Consider the following 18,716-nt stretch of genomic DNA (forward strand, 5'->3'; position numbering starts at 1 on the left):
CGACGGGTCACGCCGCCCCGTGCAGGGCCTCGGCGCGCAGCCGCGCGGCGGCGCGCAGCTGCTCGGCGGTCTCGGCCAGGTCGTCGGACGGCGTCAGCGAGCCGTCCGCCAGCGCCAGCGCCGTGCCGATCGTGTCGACACCGCCGAGGTCGTCGCGCACGGACCGGCCGAGCGCGCCCGTCGCGCCGCACGCGCGCGCCTCGTCCCGGCAGAACAGCGCCATCTCGCAGCCCGCCATGCACTCGGGCGAGTACCGGGCCTCCACCGCCTGGACCGACGCGGCCAGCTCCTCGCCGTCCTCGAACGTCAGCCCGTCGGGCAGCTCGGCCAGCAGCGCGTCGACGCGGGTGAGCCGCGCGAGCTGCCGTTCGAGGACGGCGAGCTGCGGCCGCACGTCCAGCGGCGTCGCCGTCGGGCGGTTGGAGAAGTTCTCCGGGCAGACCAGGAACACCTCGTGCGACACCCGCGCCGGGTCGTGCCCGAGCTCGGCCACCAGCCGGCGCAGCGCCAGCACGTACACCGCCGACTGGCGAGCCGCCGCCGCGACCTGCTCCGGCTCGGCCTGCCCGTCCACGACGGCGAACGACTTGATCTCGATGACGTGCAGCCGGCCCGCGAGCTGGAACGCGATGACGTCCGGCTCCAGGTAGGCCGGGGACCCGGCGATCTCCAGCCGCAGCAGCGGATGGTCGAACAGCGTGCCCTCGCCCGACTCCAGCGCGCGGGCGAGCAGCCGCCGCGTCCGCGAGTGCCGCAGCTCCCGGCCCTCGTTGCCCGCGACCACCTCCAGGTCGTCGTAGGCGACCTCCGGCACGTCGAGGCCGAGCCGCTCGCGCAGCAGCGTCAGCAGCTCCGCGCACCCGTCCGCCTTCACCTGCGCCTCGAACGCGTTCCCGCGCGTGATCGCGAACTGCGACTGGCCGAACGGCGCGGGGAACCCCAGGGCCCGCGCCACCGCGTCCTTGTCGACGCCCGCCGCGTCCATCAGCCCGCGCCGGGCGCAGCCCGGGTTGGACGTCAGCGCGGCGATCGTGCGGGCGTCGTGGTTGCGCGGGGGAGTGCCGCCGCGCAGCCGGTCCAGGTCCGGTGCGGTGTCGGTCATCGGTCCGTCTCTCCGTTGAGGGCAGGGCGCCGCCCGGAGGCCCGCACGGCGCGCAGCCGGCTGCCGAACAGCCGCTCCGCGTCGTCGAGCCGCTCCCGGGCGCGGGCCGCGGCGGACCCGCGGCGCCGCAGGTCCGGTTCGCGGTGCACGTCCAGTTCGGCCCGGGCGGCGGCGGCGAGCGCCTCCGGATCGGCCGTACCGACCGTACCGGTGACCGCGCCGGGAATGTTGGACGCGAAACGCCACAGCAGCCGCTGCACGTCCGGGGACGGCGTCCCGCGCCCGGCGTGCTCGGCGAGGCGCACCGCGGCGGTGAGGAAGTCGGTGCGCGGGCTCAGCGGGCCGACGATCCGCCGCTCCAGCGGCCAGGTGCTCACGGTGAGCAGCCCGCGCGCGGGGGCGAGCAGGTCGGCGGTCAGCGCGGCGCACAGGTAGTACGGCCGCGCGTACGGCGCGGTGCGGAACGAGCGCTCCTCGTCGCGGCGCAGGCTCGTCAGCCGGGACCCCGCGATCTCGCCGGGGAAGAACGCCGCGTACACCGACCCGATCAGCTTCGGCGCCGCCGGCGCGCCGAGCAGCGTCAGCGCCTGGTGGACCTGGTCGCGGACGGGCAGCAGCCCGCGCCCGCCGCGCTCACGGTCGCCGCGTCCGCGGTGGTCGGGTTCGCGGTCGTCGCGGTCGCCGCGGCGGGGCTCCGGGTCGGTGCCGCCGTCGCCGAGGACGGCCTCGTCCCATGCCTGCTCGGCCTCGCGGAGCCGGGCGCGCAGGCCGCGCGCCTCCCGCCGGTCGCCGGTGGCCACGGCGCGCCGGACGGCGGCGCGCAGCTCGGTGATGCGCGCCTCCAGCTCGTCGGGGGTCGGGGCGCCGGAGGCCGGGCCGCCGGGGGGCGGGGACATGGCGCAGACAGTACAGGTACTTCCGGACAATTCCAGTGTTTTCCAGTTTGCGGCGGCGGAGCGGGGTCAGCGCGGCCTGCGCCACACGATGGAGTACCGCCACAGCAGGTGCCGGCGGAAGGCGGCGCCGGGCAGCAGCCGCAGCGCCTCGTCGCGCACCTCGTCCCAGGTCATCGCCGGGTCGAGGACCGGTGCGCCCGGATCGCCCGCGCGCCGCCGGTTGCGCAGCCGCAGGACGTGGTGCGCCGGGAGGCCGAGCGCCGAGAACGTCCAGTCGCGCGCGCCGCGGTTGTTCGCCAGGCCGATGACGACCAGGCTTCCGCCCGGCCGGACGGCGTCGCGCATCGCGGTCAGGCCCTTCACGAAGTCCATGTGGTGGATGGCGGCGACGCTGCACACGAAGTCGTAGTGGCCCTCCGGCAGGTCGTGCTCCAGGAGGCCGGCCTCGACGAAGCGGGCGTTGCCGGCGCCCTCGCTCAGCCGCCGCGCCGTGGCGATCATCTCCGCCGACCGGTCCAGCCCGGTGACGCGGGCTGCGCGGGGCGCGAGGCGCCGCACGAGCAGCCCGTCCCCGCAGCCGACGTCGAGGGCCTCGCCGCAGCCGCGCGGCACGTTGCGCAGGACGAGGCCGTGGTAGTGGACGTTGTGGTTCCAGTAGTCGGGGTTCGCGTGGTCGCGGGTCATGGTCACCGCCGGGTCAGGAGCGCGGGTCGCGGCGCAGGGGATGCCCCGCCGGGACCTCCACGATAACGATCTTGACGCCGTCGGGGTCCTCGATCCACATCTCGACCAGGCCCCACGGCTCCTCCCGCGGCTCCCGGGCGACGCGCGCGCCTGCCGCGGCGAGCCGCTCGTGCTCGGCGCGCACGTCCCGGACCTGGAGCCAGATCAGCGGGGACGCCCCGGTCTCGCCCGCGCCGTGCCCCGACACCTCCAGGAAACCGGGGCCGAGGAAGAACACGACGCCGGGGGAGTCGGCCGGGCCGAACTCCCGGTGCACGGCGAGGCCGAGCACGTCGCGGTAGAAGGCTTGGGTGCGCGCCGGGTCGGGCGGGCGCAGCAGGATGCGGCTGCTCAGAACGTCCATGGCCCCATCCTCGCCCGCCACCGCCGGGCCCCGGCGCACCGCCACGCCCGCGCGGAGCCCGGCGGCGGGCGGGCCGGAGTCAGGCCGGGAAGCTCGCGCGGTAGGTGGCGGCCATGTCCTCGTCGCCGTGGCCCTGCTCGATGGCGCGCCGGAACCGCTCGCCGGAGGCGTCGTTGACGTCCACCCGGATCTTCGCCGCCTCCGCCGCCTCGTGGATGAGCCGGGTGTTGGTCTCGGCGTTGCGGACGGCGAAGCTCGGCTCGAAGTCGCCGGTGACCATGGCCTTCATCTTCGCCTGCAGGTAGACGCTGTCGAGCGGGCCGCCGGTGAGGACCTCGCCGAGCAGCGCCGGGTCCAGCCCGAGGCCCTTGGTCAGCGCGACGGACTCGGCCACGACCGAGGTGAGCGAGATGGCGTAGCTGACCGCGGCGAGCTTCAGCCGGGTGCCCGCGCCGCCGGCGCCGCTCTCGTCCAGCCACAGCGTCCGGGAGCCGACCGCGTCGAACACCGGGTCGAGGACGCCGCGCGCGTCCTGCGGTCCGGCGGCGAGCACCATGAGCCTGCCCTGCTCGGCGGGCTGCTTCGTGCCCTGGACGGGCGCGTCGACGAACGTCATGCCCCGCTCGGCGGCGAACGCGGCGAGCCGCTCCAGCGACGCGAGGCCGACCGTGCCCATCTGCGCCCAGACCTGGCCCCGCCGCAGCGAGGGCTCGGCGTCGGCCATCACCGACAGGGCGGTCTCGCCGTCCTTCAGCATGGTGATGACGACCTCGGCGCCCGCCACGGCCTCGGCGGGTGAGCCCGCCACGGTGGCGCCGTCGGCGGCGAGCGGCTCGGCCCGCGCGGGCGTCCGGTTCCAGGCGGCGACCCGGTGGCCGTCGCGGAGCAGGTTCCGGGCCATCGCCGCGCCCATGATCCCCGTGCCGAGCATCGCGATCTGCGTCATCTCGCCCTCCCAATTTTGGACTGTTCAGTTCATAACCGTGCGGTGGCAATCCTGGCACACGGCTGCGCGTCGCGCATCATGAAGGACCTACCCAGCGGTGGGCGGACGAGCGGCGGGCCGGTCAGCCGTAGGCGTGGCCGTCGTCCGGCGCGTCGGCGTACGCGTCGGTGTACGGCGCGGCGAACGCGTCGAGGGTGCGGTCGAGCTGCGCCGACCACCACGCCACCAGCGCCGCGGCGCCGCGGCCGCCCGCGCCGTTCTCGCCCAGGTACCGGTGCCGCAGGGGCGCGACGTCGCAGAGCCGCTCCCACCACTCGCGGTGCACGGCGGCCTGGATCTGCCCCGCGTCCAGCGGGTACGCGGACCGGTGCCCGCGCACGAACGCCTGCACGCGGTCGAGGTCGAGACCGCGCTCGTCGTCGCAGGCGAACAGCCGCGCCGCCGAGCGGACGACCTCGCCCGCGACCGGGCCCGTCGTCAGCCCGTCCCAGCCGAGGACGGCCGTCACGTTGCCCGACCCGCCGTAGCGCAGGTGCCCGGCGTGGAACGAGCCGTGCAGGTGCCCGACCGTGCTCACCTCGATGTCGGGCGGCTGGTGCCCGGCGAACTCGGCGAGCAGGTCGCGGCGCTCGCGCAGCCGGCGCGCGGTCAGCGCGTCGAAGTCGGTGCCGTCGCCGTCGCCGGGGACGTCCGCCAGCATCCGCGCGACGGCGGCGGCCGCGGCGTCGGCGCGCGGCGTCGGCACCAGCATGCTCTGCTGGACGGGCGCGGTCAGCTCGTCCAGTGCCGCGTGCAGCCGGCCGAGCAGCGCGCCGAGCGCCTCGCAGCCCGCGAACGTCAGCTCCAGCCCGCCGCGCCCCCGGCCGCCGACCCACGGGTACAGGACGTAGCCGCGGCCGGCGGCGGTGACCAGCGTCCGGCCGCCGCGCGCCGGCAGCGGCGCGAGCACCGGCAGCCCCGCCGCGTCCAGCGCGGCGGTGACGGTGTGCTGGAAGCGGATGCGGCGCCGGTCGGGCTCGGCGTACTCGCGGAGGAAGAACGCCCCCGCGTCGGCGTCGACCCGCCAGCACCGGCGGCCGGACCCGGCGGGCACGGGGGTCACCGCCCCGGCGCCGGCGTCCCAGCGCCGCAGCAGCCGCGGCGGCACCGGATCGGTGTCGGCACTCGGGCGGGTCTCAGTGCTCTGCGACGTGGGCACCTCGGCACCTCGGCTGCGTCGGCGGACGGCGGTCGAATGGATGTTCTACGACGACGCTACACGCCCCGCCCGCGCCGCGAAAGTGAACCCGCACGCGCCGCCGCGGCGAACCCGCGTCCGGCGGTCAGACGCGCTCCAGCACCACCACGGGGATCTCGCGGCTCGTCTTCTTCTGGTACTCGTCGTAGTCGGGCCAGACCGCGGCCATCTTCCGCCACATCGCCGGCTTCTCCTCCGGCGTCGCGGTGCGGGCGCGAGCCGTGAACTTGTCGCCCTTCACCTGCACCTTCACCTCCGGGTCCGCCTCCAGGTTCCGGAACCAGAGCGGCGGCTCGTCGGCGCCGCCCTTGGACGCGACGATGAGGTAGGCGTCGCCGTCGGGCTGGTAGATGAGCGGCGTCGTGCGCTCCTTGCCGGTCTTGCGGCCCGTCGTGGTGAGCAGCAGCGTCGTCGTGCCCTGCCAGTCGTGCCCTTCCGCGCCGTCGGTCTCCTGGTAGCGCCGGACGTGTTCCTCGCCGTACAGCATGGTTCCGTACCTCCTCATGGCTCCGGCCGTTGTGCGGCCACCGGTGTAACCCCCGGACTCCCGATGACCTTCCCAGGGGCGCGCCTCTCAAGCCGCGGCTTCGCGGCTGCCCGGCGGGCGCGCCGGTCATTACGCTGGGCCGGTGGACGACGCGGCGGAGGTGGCGCGGCGATGCGCCGAGACGATGTACGCACGGGACAAGGTGGCGCAGGACCTCGCCATGGAGGTCGTGGAGGTCGCGCCGGGCCGGGCGCGCCTGCGCATGGCGGTCGCCGAGACGATGGTGAACGGCTTCGGGATCGCCCACGGCGGCTACGTGTTCCTGCTCGCCGACTCCGCGTTCGCCTACGCGTGCAACACCCATGACGCCGTGACGGTCGCCGCGTCAGCGGACGTGGTGTTCGTGGCGAGTGCGCGCGCCGGGGACGTCTTGGAGGCGTCCGCGTCCGAACGGGTCCGCTTCGGCCGCAGCGGCATCTACGACGTGACGGTCCGCCGCGTCCCGGACGGGGACGTCATCGCGGAGTTCCGGGGCGGCAGCCGCAGCCGGGGCGCACCCGTCATCGGCGGCGACGCCCTCTAGCCGGGTTCTCCTTCGAGCCGCCCGGCTCAGAGCTCCTTCAGGATGCCGGCGAGGAACCGGGCGGTGTCGTCGGGACGCGCCGCCGTGATGCACAGATTGTTCATCGCGCGCATGTAGGTGTCGACGTCGGTCGGCTTGTCCAGGTAGAGCGCGCTGGTGAGCTGCTCCAGGTAGACGACGTCGGACAGGCCGGGCTCGGCGAAGCGCAGGATCGTGAACGGGCCGCCCGCCGCCGCGTGCCCGCCCGCCCCGAACGGCACGATCTGCAGCGTCACGTGGGACAGCTCCGACACCTCGATCAGGTGCCTGATCTGGGCCCGCATCACCTCGCGGCCGCCGAGCGGGCGGCGCACGACCGCCTCGTCCAGCACGGCCCACAGCGTCGGCGCGTCGGGGGAGGTGAACCGCTCCTGCCGCGTCGTGCGGACCTGGACGCGCCGCTCGACCTCCTCCTCCGAGGCGTCGGAGTAGCCGAGCCGGACGACCGCGCGCGCGTAGTCCTCGGTCTGCAGCAGCCCGGGGACGAACTGCAGCTCGTAGGTGCGCAGCAGCGAGGCCGCCTCCTCCAGGCCGAGGTACACCTCGAACCAGCTCGGCAGGATGTCGCCGTAGCGGTGCCACCAGCCGGGGTTGTTGGCCTCCTTGGCCAGTGCCAGCAGCGGCGCGCGCTCGTCGGGCTCGGAGACGCCGTAGAGCGTGAGCAGGTCGGCGACGTCGCGCTCCTTGAAGCCGACCCGGCCGAGCTCCATCCGGCTGATCTTGGAGTGGGAGCCGCGGATCTCGTAGCCCGCCTGCTCGGTGGAGATGCCGCGTGCCTCGCGCAGCCGGCGCAGCTGCGCGCCGAGGAGAATCCGCAGGACGGTGGGCCCGCCGCGCCGGGGATAATCGATCAGCCGTCCGGCCGGATCACCTTCGGACGGAGGTGTTGGGGCAGCTGAATCCTGGGACAAGGGGTCACCAGCCAGTCGACGGGTCTGCGTGTGGGCCGCACGGCACCGCCCTATGTTAGAGGATGCGGACGCCTTTTTGGGAGGTATGGAAAACGCGCCCGCCGCCGGGCGCGCCACGGGGCGGGCATGCGGAGGGGCAGGTGGGGGCACCCGGCGACCAGTGCTGTCGGTGGTGGTCCGGCTGCGGAACGTGGTACCGGTGCGCCGCTGCGGTCGGCGCGCGGGTCATTTCACCAGTGGTCGCGGCGCCGTTGGCGGACCAATTAGGCGCCGTTCTCGGCATTGCCGCGGCTAATCCTGACAGGCCATTCCCACATGCGTCGTACGACGCGTGAATGTCGTGCGTCGCGTGTTTTGGTGAATCTTCGGGCGGCCGGCGCGGCCCGGCGGCCGGTCCGCGTGACGAAGCTCTCGTCCCGCGCGGGCAAGATCTCGGGCCGCCGGGCGTTGATCAGGGTGAGGCGGCGGCCGGGCCCGCCGCGCGGCCGATCGGCCGGCCACCACCGTCCATCTGGGGGAAACATGAACGCGACCCGTGAGCGACCGGAGATCCGGTTCCTGACCTCGGGCGATGTCTCGGCGCACGAGCGCGCGGCGGCGGAGCGCGCCGTCCGCACGGCGCTCGGCGGCGCCCACGGCGTCGGCTCCGTCCAGGTCACGCTGAGCGTCGTCAACGACCCGTCGCTGCCGCGCCCGGCGCTGGCGCAGGCCGTCGTCGACCTGAACGGCCGGCGCGTCCGCGCCCAGGCCGCCGCGCCGCGCATCGACGAGGCCATCGACATGCTCCGCGAGCGCCTGGCGGTCCGGGCGACCTCGCTCCAGGCGGGCCGGTTCTGACCCACCGCGCCGCGCTCAGGCGTCGCGCCGGCTCAGGACGAATGCCGCGAAACCGAGCGGGACGAGTGCATACCCGACCAATACGGTCGTCGCCTGCACCGGCGACAGCAGATCGCCGTAGATGGAGTTGTCCGCGCTGAGCCCCGCCATCTGGCGGGGAAGGCCCCCGAGCATCACCGACGCGGCACGCTCTCCCCACGGGCCGGGCAGGTGCTGGACGAGCGTCGGCAGGACGTGCCACACGAGGACGACCACCACGATCGGTCCCGCCGCTGAGCGCAGCAGGACGCCGAGCGACAGGCCGAGCAGCGCGAGCACCGGCACCACCGTCCCGGCGAGGACGATGCCCGGCAGGTCGTGCGCGATGGACGCCTGCTGGTCGGCGAAGGGCCGGTCCCCGATCACGAGCCGGGTGCCGAGGAACGCGCCGACCGCCACCGCCTGCCCGGCGACGGCGGCGACCGCCCCGACCACCGCGGCCTTGGCCGCCAGCAGCGTCGCGCGCCTCGGAACGGCGGCCAGGCTCGTGCGGATCATGCCCGTCCGGTACTCGGACGAGGCGGACAGCACGCCGAGCACGCCGAGGCACAGCGACGCCACCCAGCTCGCGATCTCCTGCAAAGGACGCAGCAGCAGGTCGTCGCGGCGGTCGGCCTCCAGCCCGTCCCAGACGTGCGCCATCTGGAACGCCAGCAGCACGACGATCCCGGTGAACGCGGCCGTCACCGCGAGCACCACAGAGGTCGAGCGGATCGAGCGGAGCTTCCACCACTCGGCCGCGAGGGCGTCCGCCATCACGCGTCCCTCCGCGTGAACACGTACGCGCCGGCTCCCAGCGCGACGACGACATAGGCCGCCAGCAGCGCCACCGCCGCCCCCGCCGGCAGGGACCCGGGGTCGCCGGACGAGCCCGGCGCCGCCGCGATCTGGTTCGCCAGCCCGCCCGGCAGCGCCGACCAGATCCGCTCGTCCCACGGGGACGGCAGCAGCCGGACCAGCGGGGGCAGCACGAACAGCACCGCCATGCCGCCCGTGATCGTCGCCGCGGTCGAGCGCAGCACCGCGCCGAGCCCGAACGCCACCAGGGTGATCGCCGCCGTCTCCAGCCCGACCCACAGCAGATGCGCCGCGACGTCGGCCGCCCGCCCCTGGAACGCGGGCACCGCCCGGTCGCCGACGATGACGTCACCCGCGACGGTGCCGGCGGCCAGCGCGACCCAGGCGGCCGCGGCCATGAGGGCCGCCGCGACGCCCGCCTTCGCCAGGAACGGCGCGATCCGGCGCGGCATCGCGGCCAGCGTCGTCCGGATCATCCCGGACGAGTACTCCGACGTCACTGTCAGCGCCCCCAGCACCACCGCGCACACCGGCAGTGCGAGCGCGAGCGGCTGCTCCGCGGGCGCCGCCTTCGCCGTCGCCCGGCGCTCCGCCGAGAGCCCGTCCCAGTACCGGGTCACGTACCACGACCACAGCACGCACAGCAGCATGAACGCGGCGACCGTGCCGAGGACGGCGGCCGTCGAGCGGACGGTCCGCAGCTTGTACCACTCCGCCGCGATCGCGTCGCCCGGCCCGGTCATCGCGCCACCGCCCCGAACTCGGTGCTGTCCGCGGTCAGCCGCATGTAGGCCTCCTCCAGGGACGCGCTGCGCGGCGTCACCTCGTACAGCGGGATCCCGTTCGCCGCGGCCGTGTCGCCGATCGCGGCGACGTCCAGCCCGGTCACGGTGAGCGCCCCGTCCCGCGCGGACTCGACGCCGCCGCCGGCGCGGGCCAGCACGGCGGACAGCTCGGCGGGACGCGGCGAGCGGACCAGGACGCCGCGCCCGAACCGGTCGGCCAGCTCCCGCACCGACGTGTCCGCGATCAGCCGGCCCCGCCCGATGACGACCAGGCGGTCGGCGGTCAGCTCCATCTCGCTCATCAGATGGCTGGAGATCAGCACCGTCCGCCCCTCGGCGGCCAGTGACCGCATCAGCTCGCGGATCCAGCGGACGCCGTCCGGGTCCAGGCCGTTCACCGGCTCGTCGAACATCAGCACGCCCGGGTCGCCGAGCAGCGCCGCCGCGATGCCGAGCCGCTGCCGCATGCCGAGCGAGAACCCGCCGACCCGCCGGCGCGCCACCCCGGCCAGGCCCACCTGCTCCAGTACCTCCGCCACCCGGCGCGTCCCGATCCCGTTGCTGCGCGCCAGCCACCCGAGGTGGTCGAACGCGCGGCGGCCGCCGTGCACGGCGCCCGCGTCCAGCAGGGCGCCCACGTCCCGCATCGGCCGCCGCAGCGCCGCGTACCGGCCCCCGTTCACCAGCGCCTCGCCGGACTCCGCCCTGTCCAGCCCCAGCAGGACGCGCATCGTCGTCGACTTCCCGGCGCCGTTCGGGCCGAGGAAGCCGGTCACCGTCCCCGGCCGCACCACGAAGGACAGGCGGTCCACCGCGGTCGTCCCGCCGTAGCGCTTGGTCAGCTCGCGTACCTCGATCATGCCGTCAACGCTCCCGCCGGACGTGCCCGCCGCGCATCGGAGCGCGGGCGGGACCCGCCCGTCCGACCGTGCGCGGAGCACGGGCCCCGCATCCGACCCCGGTATGACGGCCGGCGGTCGGAGGCGCCATCCCGCTCCGCCCGCTACCGTCGTGACGTGGACGAATCCGAACTGCGCTCGCCGTTCTTCATGCGGTTCGGCCGGCGCGCCCTCATCTGGCTGGATGCCGGGGCAGCGGTCGTCTACACGCTCCTGATGCTGACGCTCTCCGCCGCCCCGGAGGCCTCCGCGCTCGCCGCCGTCCCGGTCGCCGCCGCCGCGGGCCTGCCCCTCGCGGTGCGGCGGCTGTGGCCCGTCCCCGTCTTCGCCGCCGTCCTGGCCGCGTCCACCGCCGCCCTCGTCCTCGGGCTGCCGTTCGACTCCTACGCCGCCGCCGCGTACGCGCTCTACCCGGTCGCGCTGGCCCGGCGGCGGCGCCGCTGGATCCCCACCCCGCTGATCGGCGTCGCCAGCGCCGTCGTGATCTTCGGCGGCGCCATCCTGGGCCCCGCCGACTGGCACGCCGGGAAGGCCGGGGAGGCCGTGCTCGGGCTCGCCGTCCTCGGGGCGTCCTGGACGCTCGGCCGCGTCGTCCGCGAGCGTCGCGCCGAGGCCGACCGGTCCGCCCGCCGGCTCGTCGACCAGGCCGTCTCGGACGAGCGGCTCCGCATCGCCCGCGAACTCCACGACGTGGTCGCGCACAGCATGAGCCTGATCGCCGTGAAGGCCGGGGTGGCCGTCCACGTCGCGGAGGCCCGCCCCGAGGAGGGCCTCGACGCCCTGCGCGTCATCGAGACCACCAGCCGCGGCTCCCTCGCGGAGATGCGCCACCTCCTCGGCGTCCTGCGCACCGACGCCGACCTCGGCCCGGCCCCCGGCCTCGCCGACCTCACCGCCCTCGCGGAGCGCGCCGCGATGGCCGGCGTCCACGTCGACCTGGACGTGGACGCCCCCGTCCTCCCCGAAGGCGTCGCCCTCTCCACCTACCGCATCGTCCAGGAGGCGGTCACGAACGTCGTCAAGCACGCCGCGCCCGCCCGGTGCCGCGTCCGCGTCAGGGCCGACGGGGAGCGCGTGCGCGTCGACGTCACCGACGACGGGCCCGGCGTCCGCGTCCTGCCGGGCGGCGACGGGGGCCACGGGCTCATCGGCATGCGCGAACGCGTCATGATGTACGGCGGCGACTTCACCGCCGGGCCCCGGCGGGGCGGCGGATTCGCCGTGTCCGCCGACTTCCCGTACGAACCCTAGGAAGACCGTTGGAACTGCGCGTCCTCGTCGCCGACGACCAGGCCCTGCTGCGCGGCAGCTTTCGCGTCCTCATCGACACCGCGCCCGGCCTCCGCGCCGTCGGCGAGGCCGGCACCGGTGCCGAGGCCGTCGAACTGGCCGCGCGCGAGCGCCCCGACGTCGTCCTCATGGACGTCCGCATGCCGGAGATGGACGGCATCGAGGCGACCCGGCGGATCTGCGCCGACCTCCCGGACGTGCGCGTGCTGATCCTCACGACCTTCGACCTGGACGCCTACGTGTACTCGGCGCTCAAGGCGGGGGCGAGCGGCTTCCTGCTGAAGGACACCCCGCCCGCCGACCTGCTGTCCGCCGTCCGCGCCGTCGCGGCCGGCGAGGCGCTGCTCGCCCCCACGGTGACCCGCCGCCTGATCGCCGAGTTCGTCCGCCGCCCCGCCCCCGTCCAGCAGCCGCCCGCCGCGCTGGACGCGCTGACCGACCGGGAGCGGGAGGTCCTCACGCTCATCGCCCGGGGCCTGTCCAACACCGAGCTGGCCGAGCACCTGCACCTCAGCCCCGCCACGGTGAAGACCCACATCGGCCACCTGCTCTCCAAGCTGCAGGCCCGCGACCGGGCGCAGCTGGTGATCGCCGCCTACGAGACGCGCCTGGTCCAGCCCGGCTAGCGGTCAGACCAGCGCCGGGGCGAGCCGCTCGTACAGATCGGCGGACGAGGCCAGATCCGGGGCGAGGGCCGCGATGACCACATGGTCGGCGCCGGCGTCCAGATGGTCCTGGACCCGCTTGCCGATCGCGGCCTCATCGCCCCAGGCGAAGCACGCGTCGACGACCTCGTCCGAACCGCCGCCGGCCAGTGCCTCGTCCGGGTAGCCCAGCTCCCGCAGCACGCGTGCGTAGGGCGAGCCCGGAAGGCTGAGCAGCGGCATCTGCCGGGCGGTGGCGCGCGCCTTCCCGGGGTCGGTCTCCAGGATCGTGGTCAGCGTGACGACCAGGAGCTTGTCCGGGCCCAGCCGCTCCCTCGCCGCCCTGGTGTGCTCGACGGGCATCGCCGCGGGCAGCGCCCCGTCCGCCCGCTCGCGCGCGAGGCCCTGCATCTTCGGGCCGAGCGCCGCCAGCAGCCGGGGGAACGGAACCTCGGGCACCGGCGCTGCGGCGACCGCCGCGTCCATCCCGTCAAGGTACTCCCGCATCCGGGCCAGCGGGCTCGTCCACTTCTGACCGCTCCGCTCGACGGACGCGGCCATGCTGACGCCCACGCCGAGCGCGAGCCGGCCCGGATGGGCGTCGGCGAGGACCGACGCCGCGCCCTGCATGGCGGCGGGATGCCGCGCCCACAGGTTCGCCACCCCCGACCCGAGGACGATCCGCTCCGTCGCCCCGAGCAGCACGCCCAGCTGCGCGAAGACCTCGCGGCCCCCGATGGCCTCGTTCGTCCAGAGCGACCCGTAGCCCGCGTCCTCGATGCGCCGGGCCGCCCGCCGCCACTCCTCGGCGGGGGCGAGCGGCGTCATCAGCCCCGTGCCGACCCTGCCGAGCCGCTCCCGCATCAGCCGTACCGCCGTCATCGGTCCTCCTATAATCGGAACGTACAACCCGCTTAGGACGTTACCGGAACGACCGCCCCGCTTGTCAACGCACCGAAGGAGGACGGCGTGAGCACCCCGCCCAGGCGCGCCGACGCCCGCCGGAACCGCGAGCGCATCCTGCGGGCGGCGTTCGAGGCGTTCGCCGCCGAGGGCCACCTCGTCCCGCTCGACGACATCGCCCGCCGCGCCGGCGTGGGGGCCGGCACGGTGTACCGCAACTTCGCCACCAAGGAGGCCCTGTTCGCGGCCGTGGTCACCGACCGCGTCGAACAGATCGTGACCGAGGCGAAGGCGCTCGGGGACGCGGCGGAGCCGGGCGAGGCCTTCTATGGTTTCGTTACGGAGGTCGTCCAGCGGGCCATGTTCAACCACGCACTGAGCGAGGCGCTGGCGGCCGATATCGGCAGTTTCGACGCGTGCGGCATGGACGCCCAGTTCACCGCGGCCGTCGACGTCCTGCTGCGAAGGGCCCAGGCCGCCGGCGCCGTGCGCGCCGACGTCGACGTCCAGGACGTGCGCGCACTCATGACGGCCGCGATGTACATGGAGCGCCGGCACGGAGGCGACGGCCGCCTGGCGTCCCTCGCGTACGACGCGCTCCGCCCCGAAGTAACGAAACGAAACGAAACAAACTTCGCCCGCTGTGAACTCTGCGCGGCCCCCCTCACACCGGCTCCGACCGGCCGCCCCGCCCGCTTCTGCAGCGCCGCCTGCCGCCAGAAGGCCCACCGGCGCAAGCGGACCCCCCCGAAAACCAGTTGAGCCCCACCACCCCCTCGGGCACCCTGACCGGACCATGGGCACACGCGAAATCCGGGCCTGCCACGACCGCGACTCGATCACGGTGTACCAGGCGTACGCTCCCGGGATCGGCCTGCCCGCGGCCGAGCACGGCACCTTCCTCCCGCCCTTCTCCCGCCGGCGGATGACGTGGATCAAACCGTCGTTCCTGTGGCTCATGGCGCGCAGCGGCTGGGCGCGCAAACCGGGCCAGGAGACGATCCTCGCCGTCCGGATCAGCCGGACGGGCTGGGAGCAGGCCCTGAGCCTGGCCGTCCCGACGGACCCGGACCGCCGCGTCTTCCGCAGCTCCGACGAATGGCGCCGCCAGTTCGCGGGCGCCGCCGTCCACGTCCAGTGGGACCCCGAACGCTCACTCCGCGGCGAGAAACTCCAGACGCGCAGCATCCAGATCGGCCTGAGCCGCCACATCGTCGACCGCTACGTCGACGACTGGATCCTCGGCATCGAGGACCGCACCCCGCTAGCCCGAAAGATTCACGACCTCCTCAAAGCGGGCCGTACCGCCCAGGCGAAGGCCCTCCTCCCCAGAGAACGCCCGTACCCCGTCCCCCCACCCCTGGCCACCCGCCTGGGAATGCCCTAGAACCCCCGTCTGGGCCCCGATGTTCGCGCCGCCGTCATCACCGTCACCGGGAGGATCAAGACCAGATCCGCTGAAGCGTCCACGGGGCCGTGCCGCTCGGCCTGAGCACCTCGGCGATGGCGAGCCCGTCAGGCGTGGTGACCTGGAGGCGGTAGTACCTCGCCTGACCGGGCGCCTGCCACTCCTCCAAGACCCGGCGCACCCGGTAACGCCCTCGCCGCCCGGTAATGCAGGCCGGACGGCCGGTGGACGTGATCTCCGCGGAAACAGGTTCATCAATCAGCACGAGACACCACGCTACCCGAACAAGTGTTCGAGCGAGGCCCGCGACACGCGACCGCCGACCGGATACCACCCACCAGCACACGCCAGACCGCCCGGATCCTCCACACCCAGCACGGCAACGTTCACAAAGAAACCACGGACGACGCTTCGGGCCCCTAGCCGGAGTTACCCCCGAACCGTGCAGACCGGACTGAACTGCCCGCACAACGAGGCACCGTCACCGCGCACTTCTACGGGTGTTTGCTGGTTTGTCAGGGCGTCATTCGGGTTCGTGGGGCAGATCAGTTCACAGCCGACTCGCCGCGTGGACGTCGCGTTAGGGTCTGGCCGTACGGTTGGTGAACCTGTGCGGCGACGTTTCTCACGCGAGACGACCTGGCCGTGGACGAGATCCTGACCGAGGCGGCCGCAGTGCTGCCCGGTCCCGAGGTGCCCTGGCGCTCGGCCGTCAAGGAGACCGTCGGCCGCTTCCCGGCCGGGGCGTCAGATCTGGAGGCGCAGGACCAGCCGATCGTTGAAGGTGCCTCGCTCGGCCGCCTTGGCGGAACGGTGCCGTTCCAAGTCCGCAGGCGTGATTCCGTGGGTTGCGGCGAGAGCGTGGACGACCTCCAGAACGTCGGCGAGTTCGTCCGGGTCGCCGCTCGCGATGTACTCGCCGACTTCCTCTAGGAGCTTGGCGCGCAGCCACGCGACGTGTTCTCCCGCGGCGGCGACACGGGTCTCCGGCTCGCCGCCGGACGCTTGGATGATCTCGGGTATCCGGTCTCGGACCAGCTTCTCGGCGGCGCCTCCCTCCTTGACCGAATGGACCATCGCGCCGTGCCGCCGATCCAGCGACTGGATCCATTTGACGGCGACGGCAGCGGTCTGCACCAGCTCGGTCCGAAGGGCGACCGGGTCCGATTCGGCGAGGGCTTCGAAGAACTCCTCGGCCAGGATGTGCCGCCAGGTCAGTTCCCCGCGCGTCCATGCGGCGGCACATTCGCGCTTCGCCTGCTCCGCCTCGTCGCTGAACCCGGGGCCACTGCCATCAGGGAACTCTTGGACTCCCCACATGCGGTCCTGGGCGTGGCGTTCGCTTCTGACATCGGCCAGCACGCTCTCCAGCGCCCCCGGCGCCTCAACATCGTCCATGCCTGATGACGTTAGCCATCCACGCCCCCATGCCTTATCCGTCCGACTCCCCGGTTTCGGATTTCGTGGTGGTGCTGGGGTTTTCCGCGGGTGGTCAGCCTGGTGTGGTCGTGCGGTCCGGCTCACAGGTGACGAGTTCGTGCAGGACGGGAGGGAGATCGTCCCAGAGCCATTCGTTGAGCGTGCCCGGGAACCCGCTGGGCGGCCGGACGCTCAGGCGGTCGGGGGCGACTTCGGCCAGCTGCACCGCGATGGGGCCGTCGTCCCACATGGGGTCTTGATTGCCCCAGAAAGCGGAGAAGTCGGCGCTCGTCAGCAGGAGTTCACTCGGCAGCGTGTGTTCGCCGGGGTGCCGCCCCAGGGGGAGCAGCCGTTGCGCGGTCGTGCGGAGGAGATTGAGCGCGGCCAGGTCGTGTGGGCACGCCACTTCCGTGATCTCCAGTTCGGGGATGCCGAAGCGGCGCAGCCCGCAGGTCTGAAGCGTGACGCAGGCGCAGCCGTCGATGTCGTCCTCGTCGGCGGTGCAGCGGCCGGAGTTCCGGTAGGGCGGCAGGCCGGTGCCGAGCCATTCGTCGGCGAGGGCGAAGCCGTCCAAGCGACGGCGGGATGCCACGGGCAGTGTCCGGCCGGTGGCGAGGTCCACGAGCACTCCGCAGAGCGATTCCGCGATCGCGCAGGCCGTAGCCCGCGCGACGTGAGGCCCGGACGGCACGTCACCGACCGGTAGGACGGAGGTGACACCGATGTGCCGTGCGGCGTGGAGGAGCCTCTCCGCGTCGTCCTCGTCGTCGCCGACCACGTCGCTCAGGTCCCAGGGGGAGTCCTTGGCGGGATGACAGGCGATCATGAGGTGCGGCGTGCCGAGGCGCACCGCCGCCGCCGCGCCCAACGGGACCGGGAGATGCCGGCTGAGCGCGGACGCGATGTCGCCGGGGTCCCTGTCGGCCGCGATGACGAAGCCGGTGGTCGTCTCTTCGGGAACCGTGATGGTGACGCGCATTGCAGCCTCCTCGTGGCCTGGACCGGCGTTCGCTGTCCAGCTTCGAGGAGGCCGCCGCGCACCTTCACTAGAACGTCGTTCTGTGGATAGAGGATCGTCCGGCCGCCGAGGGCGGTCGGACGGACCGGGCGAGCCGCTAGCGGTCGGAGGGGGCCACGTAGTGGCGCTCGCCCGGGCCCACGTACACCTGGCGCGGACGTCCGATCTTGGTGGCCGGGTCGTTCATCATCTCGCGCCACTGCGCGATCCAGCCGGGCAGCCGGCCGAGCGCGAACAGGACGGTGAACGCGTTGGTCGGGAAGCCCATCGCCTTGTAGATGACGCCCGTGTAGAAGTCCACGTTCGGGTACAGCTTGCGCTCGATGAAGTAGTCGTCGCTGAGCGCGACCTCTTCGAGGCGCATGGCCAGGTCCAGGAGAGGGTCGGATTTGCCGAGCGCGTCCAGGACCTTGCCCGTGGCCTTCTTCACGACGGCGGCGCGCGGGTCGTAGTTGCGGTAGACGCGGTGGCCGAAGCCCATCAGCTTGACGCCGGGCTCCTTCTTCTTGACGCGCGCCACGAAGGACTCGATGTCGTCGCCGTCCTCGTGGATGCGCTCCAGCATTTCGAGGACGGCCTGGTTGGCGCCGCCGTGCAGCGGACCGAACAGCGCGTCCACGCCCGCCGACACCGACGAGAACAGGTTGGCCTGGCTGGAGCCCACCAGCCGCACGGTCGAGGTCGAGCAGTTCTGCTCGTGGTCGGCGTGCAGGACGAACAGCATGTCGAGGACGCGGGCGATCTCGGGGTCGACGTCGTAGTCCTGCGTGGGCAGGCCGAACATCATGCGGAGGAAGTTCTCCACGTAGCCGAGGGAGTTGTCCGGGTACAGCAGGGGCTGCCCGTTGGAGGTCTTGTAGGCGTACGCCGCGATGGTGGGCAGCTTGGCGATGAGCCGGACGCTCGACTGGTCGACCTGCTCGGGGTCGAACGGGTCGAGGCTGTCCTGGTAGAACGTCGACAGGGCGCTGACCGCGGAGGACAGCACGGCCATGGGGTGGGCCCGGCGCGGGAAGGCGGAGAAGAACGCGCGGAACTTCTCGTCCAGCAGCGTATGGTTGCGCACCTTGTCGGTGAACACGTCGAGCTGGTCGGTCGTCGGGAGCTCGCCGTAGATCAGCAGGTAGGCGACCTCGAGGAAGGACGATTTCTCCGCCAGCTCCTCAATGGGGTAGCCCCGGTAGCGGAGGATGCCCGCCTCACCGTCGATGTAGGTGATCGCCGACGTGGTGGACGCGGTGTTGGTGAAGCCGGGATCGAGCGTGACGTGCCCCGTCTCTTTCATGAGGCTGCCTACGACCAGCCCTGACGGCCCTTCGGTCGCCTCGGCGACCTCCAGAGGCATCCGGCCGCTCGCGTGGTCGAGCTCGAAATCCGACATACTCGCT

General features: G+C 73.5%; 22 protein-coding genes. 6 read left to right on the forward strand and 16 right to left on the reverse strand.

The window, feature by feature from the left end; translation table 11 throughout:
• Positions 1 to 7 precede the first annotated feature (7 nt).
• The 7 genes from HUT06_RS17990 to HUT06_RS18020 form a co-directional block, all read right to left on the reverse strand.
• Positions 8 to 1,102, reverse strand: a complete 1,095-nt coding sequence (locus HUT06_RS17990; protein WP_176196801.1) for a hypothetical protein — start codon at positions 1,100 to 1,102, stop codon at positions 8 to 10.
• A complete protein-coding gene (locus HUT06_RS17995; protein WP_176196802.1) occupies positions 1,099 to 1,998 on the reverse strand; it encodes a hypothetical protein in 900 nt (299 codons plus the stop codon). Before HUT06_RS17995 ends, HUT06_RS17990 begins: the two co-directional genes overlap by 4 nt.
• 66 nt (positions 1,999 to 2,064) lie before the next feature.
• A complete protein-coding gene (locus HUT06_RS18000; RefSeq protein WP_176196803.1) occupies positions 2,065 to 2,682 on the reverse strand; it encodes a bifunctional 2-polyprenyl-6-hydroxyphenol methylase/3-demethylubiquinol 3-O-methyltransferase UbiG in 618 nt (205 codons plus the stop codon).
• Between the two features lie 13 nt (positions 2,683 to 2,695).
• Positions 2,696 to 3,085, reverse strand: coding sequence for a VOC family protein (locus HUT06_RS18005; protein ID WP_176196804.1), 390 nt, complete (start codon positions 3,083 to 3,085; stop codon positions 2,696 to 2,698).
• 79 nt (positions 3,086 to 3,164) lie between these two features.
• The gene (locus HUT06_RS18010; RefSeq protein WP_176196805.1) at positions 3,165 to 4,031 is read right to left on the reverse strand and encodes an NAD(P)-dependent oxidoreductase; all 867 of its coding nucleotides are present in this window, start codon (positions 4,029 to 4,031) and stop codon (positions 3,165 to 3,167) included.
• A 121-nt stretch (positions 4,032 to 4,152) separates the two neighbouring features.
• Positions 4,153 to 5,229, reverse strand: coding sequence for a phosphotransferase enzyme family protein (locus HUT06_RS18015; protein WP_176196806.1), 1,077 nt, complete (start codon positions 5,227 to 5,229; stop codon positions 4,153 to 4,155).
• Between the two features lie 124 nt (positions 5,230 to 5,353).
• The gene (locus HUT06_RS18020; protein WP_176201437.1) at positions 5,354 to 5,755 is read right to left on the reverse strand and encodes a nitroreductase family deazaflavin-dependent oxidoreductase; all 402 of its coding nucleotides are present in this window, start codon (positions 5,753 to 5,755) and stop codon (positions 5,354 to 5,356) included.
• Between the two features lie 142 nt (positions 5,756 to 5,897).
• Between HUT06_RS18020 and paaI the strand changes: the two genes are divergently transcribed.
• A complete protein-coding gene (gene paaI, locus HUT06_RS18025) occupies positions 5,898 to 6,338 on the forward strand; it encodes a hydroxyphenylacetyl-CoA thioesterase PaaI (RefSeq protein WP_368406975.1) in 441 nt (146 codons plus the stop codon).
• A 26-nt stretch (positions 6,339 to 6,364) separates the two neighbouring features.
• On the opposite strand, the gene HUT06_RS18030 is transcribed toward paaI, so the two are convergent.
• Positions 6,365 to 7,231: a helix-turn-helix transcriptional regulator gene (locus HUT06_RS18030; protein ID WP_176201439.1), complete on the reverse strand. Its 867-nt coding sequence runs from the start codon at positions 7,229 to 7,231 to the stop codon at positions 6,365 to 6,367.
• A gap of 579 nt (positions 7,232 to 7,810) precedes the next feature.
• On the opposite strand from HUT06_RS18030, the gene HUT06_RS18035 reads away from it, so the two are divergent.
• On the forward strand, positions 7,811 to 8,125 hold the full coding sequence (locus HUT06_RS18035) for a hypothetical protein (RefSeq protein WP_176196807.1): 315 nt from the start codon (positions 7,811 to 7,813) through the stop codon (positions 8,123 to 8,125).
• Positions 8,126 to 8,140: 15 nt separating this feature from the next.
• On the opposite strand, the gene HUT06_RS18040 is transcribed toward HUT06_RS18035, so the two are convergent.
• From HUT06_RS18040 to HUT06_RS18050, 3 genes are read right to left on the reverse strand one after another with little or no spacing between them, the layout of a single operon-like run.
• Complete coding sequence (locus HUT06_RS18040) at positions 8,141 to 8,920, reverse strand: ABC transporter permease (protein ID WP_176196808.1); 780 nt, start codon at positions 8,918 to 8,920, stop codon at positions 8,141 to 8,143.
• Positions 8,920 to 9,705: an ABC transporter permease gene (locus tag HUT06_RS18045; RefSeq protein WP_176196809.1), complete on the reverse strand. Its 786-nt coding sequence runs from the start codon at positions 9,703 to 9,705 to the stop codon at positions 8,920 to 8,922. Before HUT06_RS18045 ends, HUT06_RS18040 begins: the two co-directional genes overlap by 1 nt.
• Positions 9,702 to 10,607 (reverse strand): ATP-binding cassette domain-containing protein, encoded by a 906-nt coding sequence (locus HUT06_RS18050; protein WP_176196810.1) that lies wholly within the window; start codon positions 10,605 to 10,607, stop codon positions 9,702 to 9,704. The genes HUT06_RS18045 and HUT06_RS18050 overlap by 4 nt, the downstream gene beginning before the upstream one ends.
• Positions 10,608 to 10,763: 156 nt before the next feature.
• Between HUT06_RS18050 and HUT06_RS18055 the strand changes: the two genes are divergently transcribed.
• Positions 10,764 to 11,897: a sensor histidine kinase gene (locus HUT06_RS18055; protein ID WP_217711336.1), complete on the forward strand. Its 1,134-nt coding sequence runs from the start codon at positions 10,764 to 10,766 to the stop codon at positions 11,895 to 11,897.
• Positions 11,898 to 11,905: 8 nt separating this feature from the next.
• The gene (locus tag HUT06_RS18060; RefSeq protein WP_176196811.1) at positions 11,906 to 12,562 is read left to right on the forward strand and encodes a response regulator transcription factor; all 657 of its coding nucleotides are present in this window, start codon (positions 11,906 to 11,908) and stop codon (positions 12,560 to 12,562) included.
• A 3-nt stretch (positions 12,563 to 12,565) separates the two neighbouring features.
• Here HUT06_RS18060 and HUT06_RS18065 read toward each other — a convergent pair whose 3' ends face one another.
• Positions 12,566 to 13,462, reverse strand: coding sequence for a TIGR03620 family F420-dependent LLM class oxidoreductase (locus tag HUT06_RS18065; RefSeq protein WP_176196812.1), 897 nt, complete (start codon positions 13,460 to 13,462; stop codon positions 12,566 to 12,568).
• 87 nt (positions 13,463 to 13,549) lie between these two features.
• Here HUT06_RS18065 and HUT06_RS18070 point away from each other — a divergent pair, with 87 nt between their 5' ends.
• On the forward strand, positions 13,550 to 14,245 hold the full coding sequence (locus HUT06_RS18070; protein ID WP_176196813.1) for a TetR/AcrR family transcriptional regulator: 696 nt from the start codon (positions 13,550 to 13,552) through the stop codon (positions 14,243 to 14,245).
• 34 nt (positions 14,246 to 14,279) lie between these two features.
• The gene (locus HUT06_RS18075; protein WP_176196814.1) at positions 14,280 to 14,870 is read left to right on the forward strand and encodes a DUF4291 domain-containing protein; all 591 of its coding nucleotides are present in this window, start codon (positions 14,280 to 14,282) and stop codon (positions 14,868 to 14,870) included.
• Positions 14,871 to 14,925: 55 nt separating this feature from the next.
• On the opposite strand, the gene HUT06_RS18080 is transcribed toward HUT06_RS18075, so the two are convergent.
• The 4 genes from HUT06_RS18080 to HUT06_RS18095 form a co-directional block, all read right to left on the reverse strand.
• Entirely contained in the window at positions 14,926 to 15,156 is a 231-nt protein-coding gene (locus HUT06_RS18080) for a hypothetical protein (RefSeq protein WP_176196815.1), read from the reverse strand.
• A 482-nt stretch (positions 15,157 to 15,638) separates the two neighbouring features.
• Complete coding sequence (locus tag HUT06_RS44605; protein ID WP_254715243.1) at positions 15,639 to 16,289, reverse strand: nucleoside triphosphate pyrophosphohydrolase; 651 nt, start codon at positions 16,287 to 16,289, stop codon at positions 15,639 to 15,641.
• 94 nt (positions 16,290 to 16,383) lie between these two features.
• Positions 16,384 to 17,289 (reverse strand): hypothetical protein, encoded by a 906-nt coding sequence (locus HUT06_RS18090; RefSeq protein ID WP_176196816.1) that lies wholly within the window; start codon positions 17,287 to 17,289, stop codon positions 16,384 to 16,386.
• 136 nt (positions 17,290 to 17,425) lie between these two features.
• Positions 17,426 to 18,709 carry a citrate synthase gene (locus tag HUT06_RS18095; RefSeq protein ID WP_176196817.1) on the reverse strand — a complete coding sequence of 428 codons (1,284 nt, stop codon included), beginning with the start codon at positions 18,707 to 18,709 and terminating at the stop codon, positions 17,426 to 17,428.
• Between the last annotated feature and the right edge of the window lie 7 nt (positions 18,710 to 18,716).

It is taken from the genome of Actinomadura sp. NAK00032 (genome assembly GCF_013364275.1).
Lineage (GTDB): Bacteria > Actinomycetota > Actinomycetes > Streptosporangiales > Streptosporangiaceae > Spirillospora.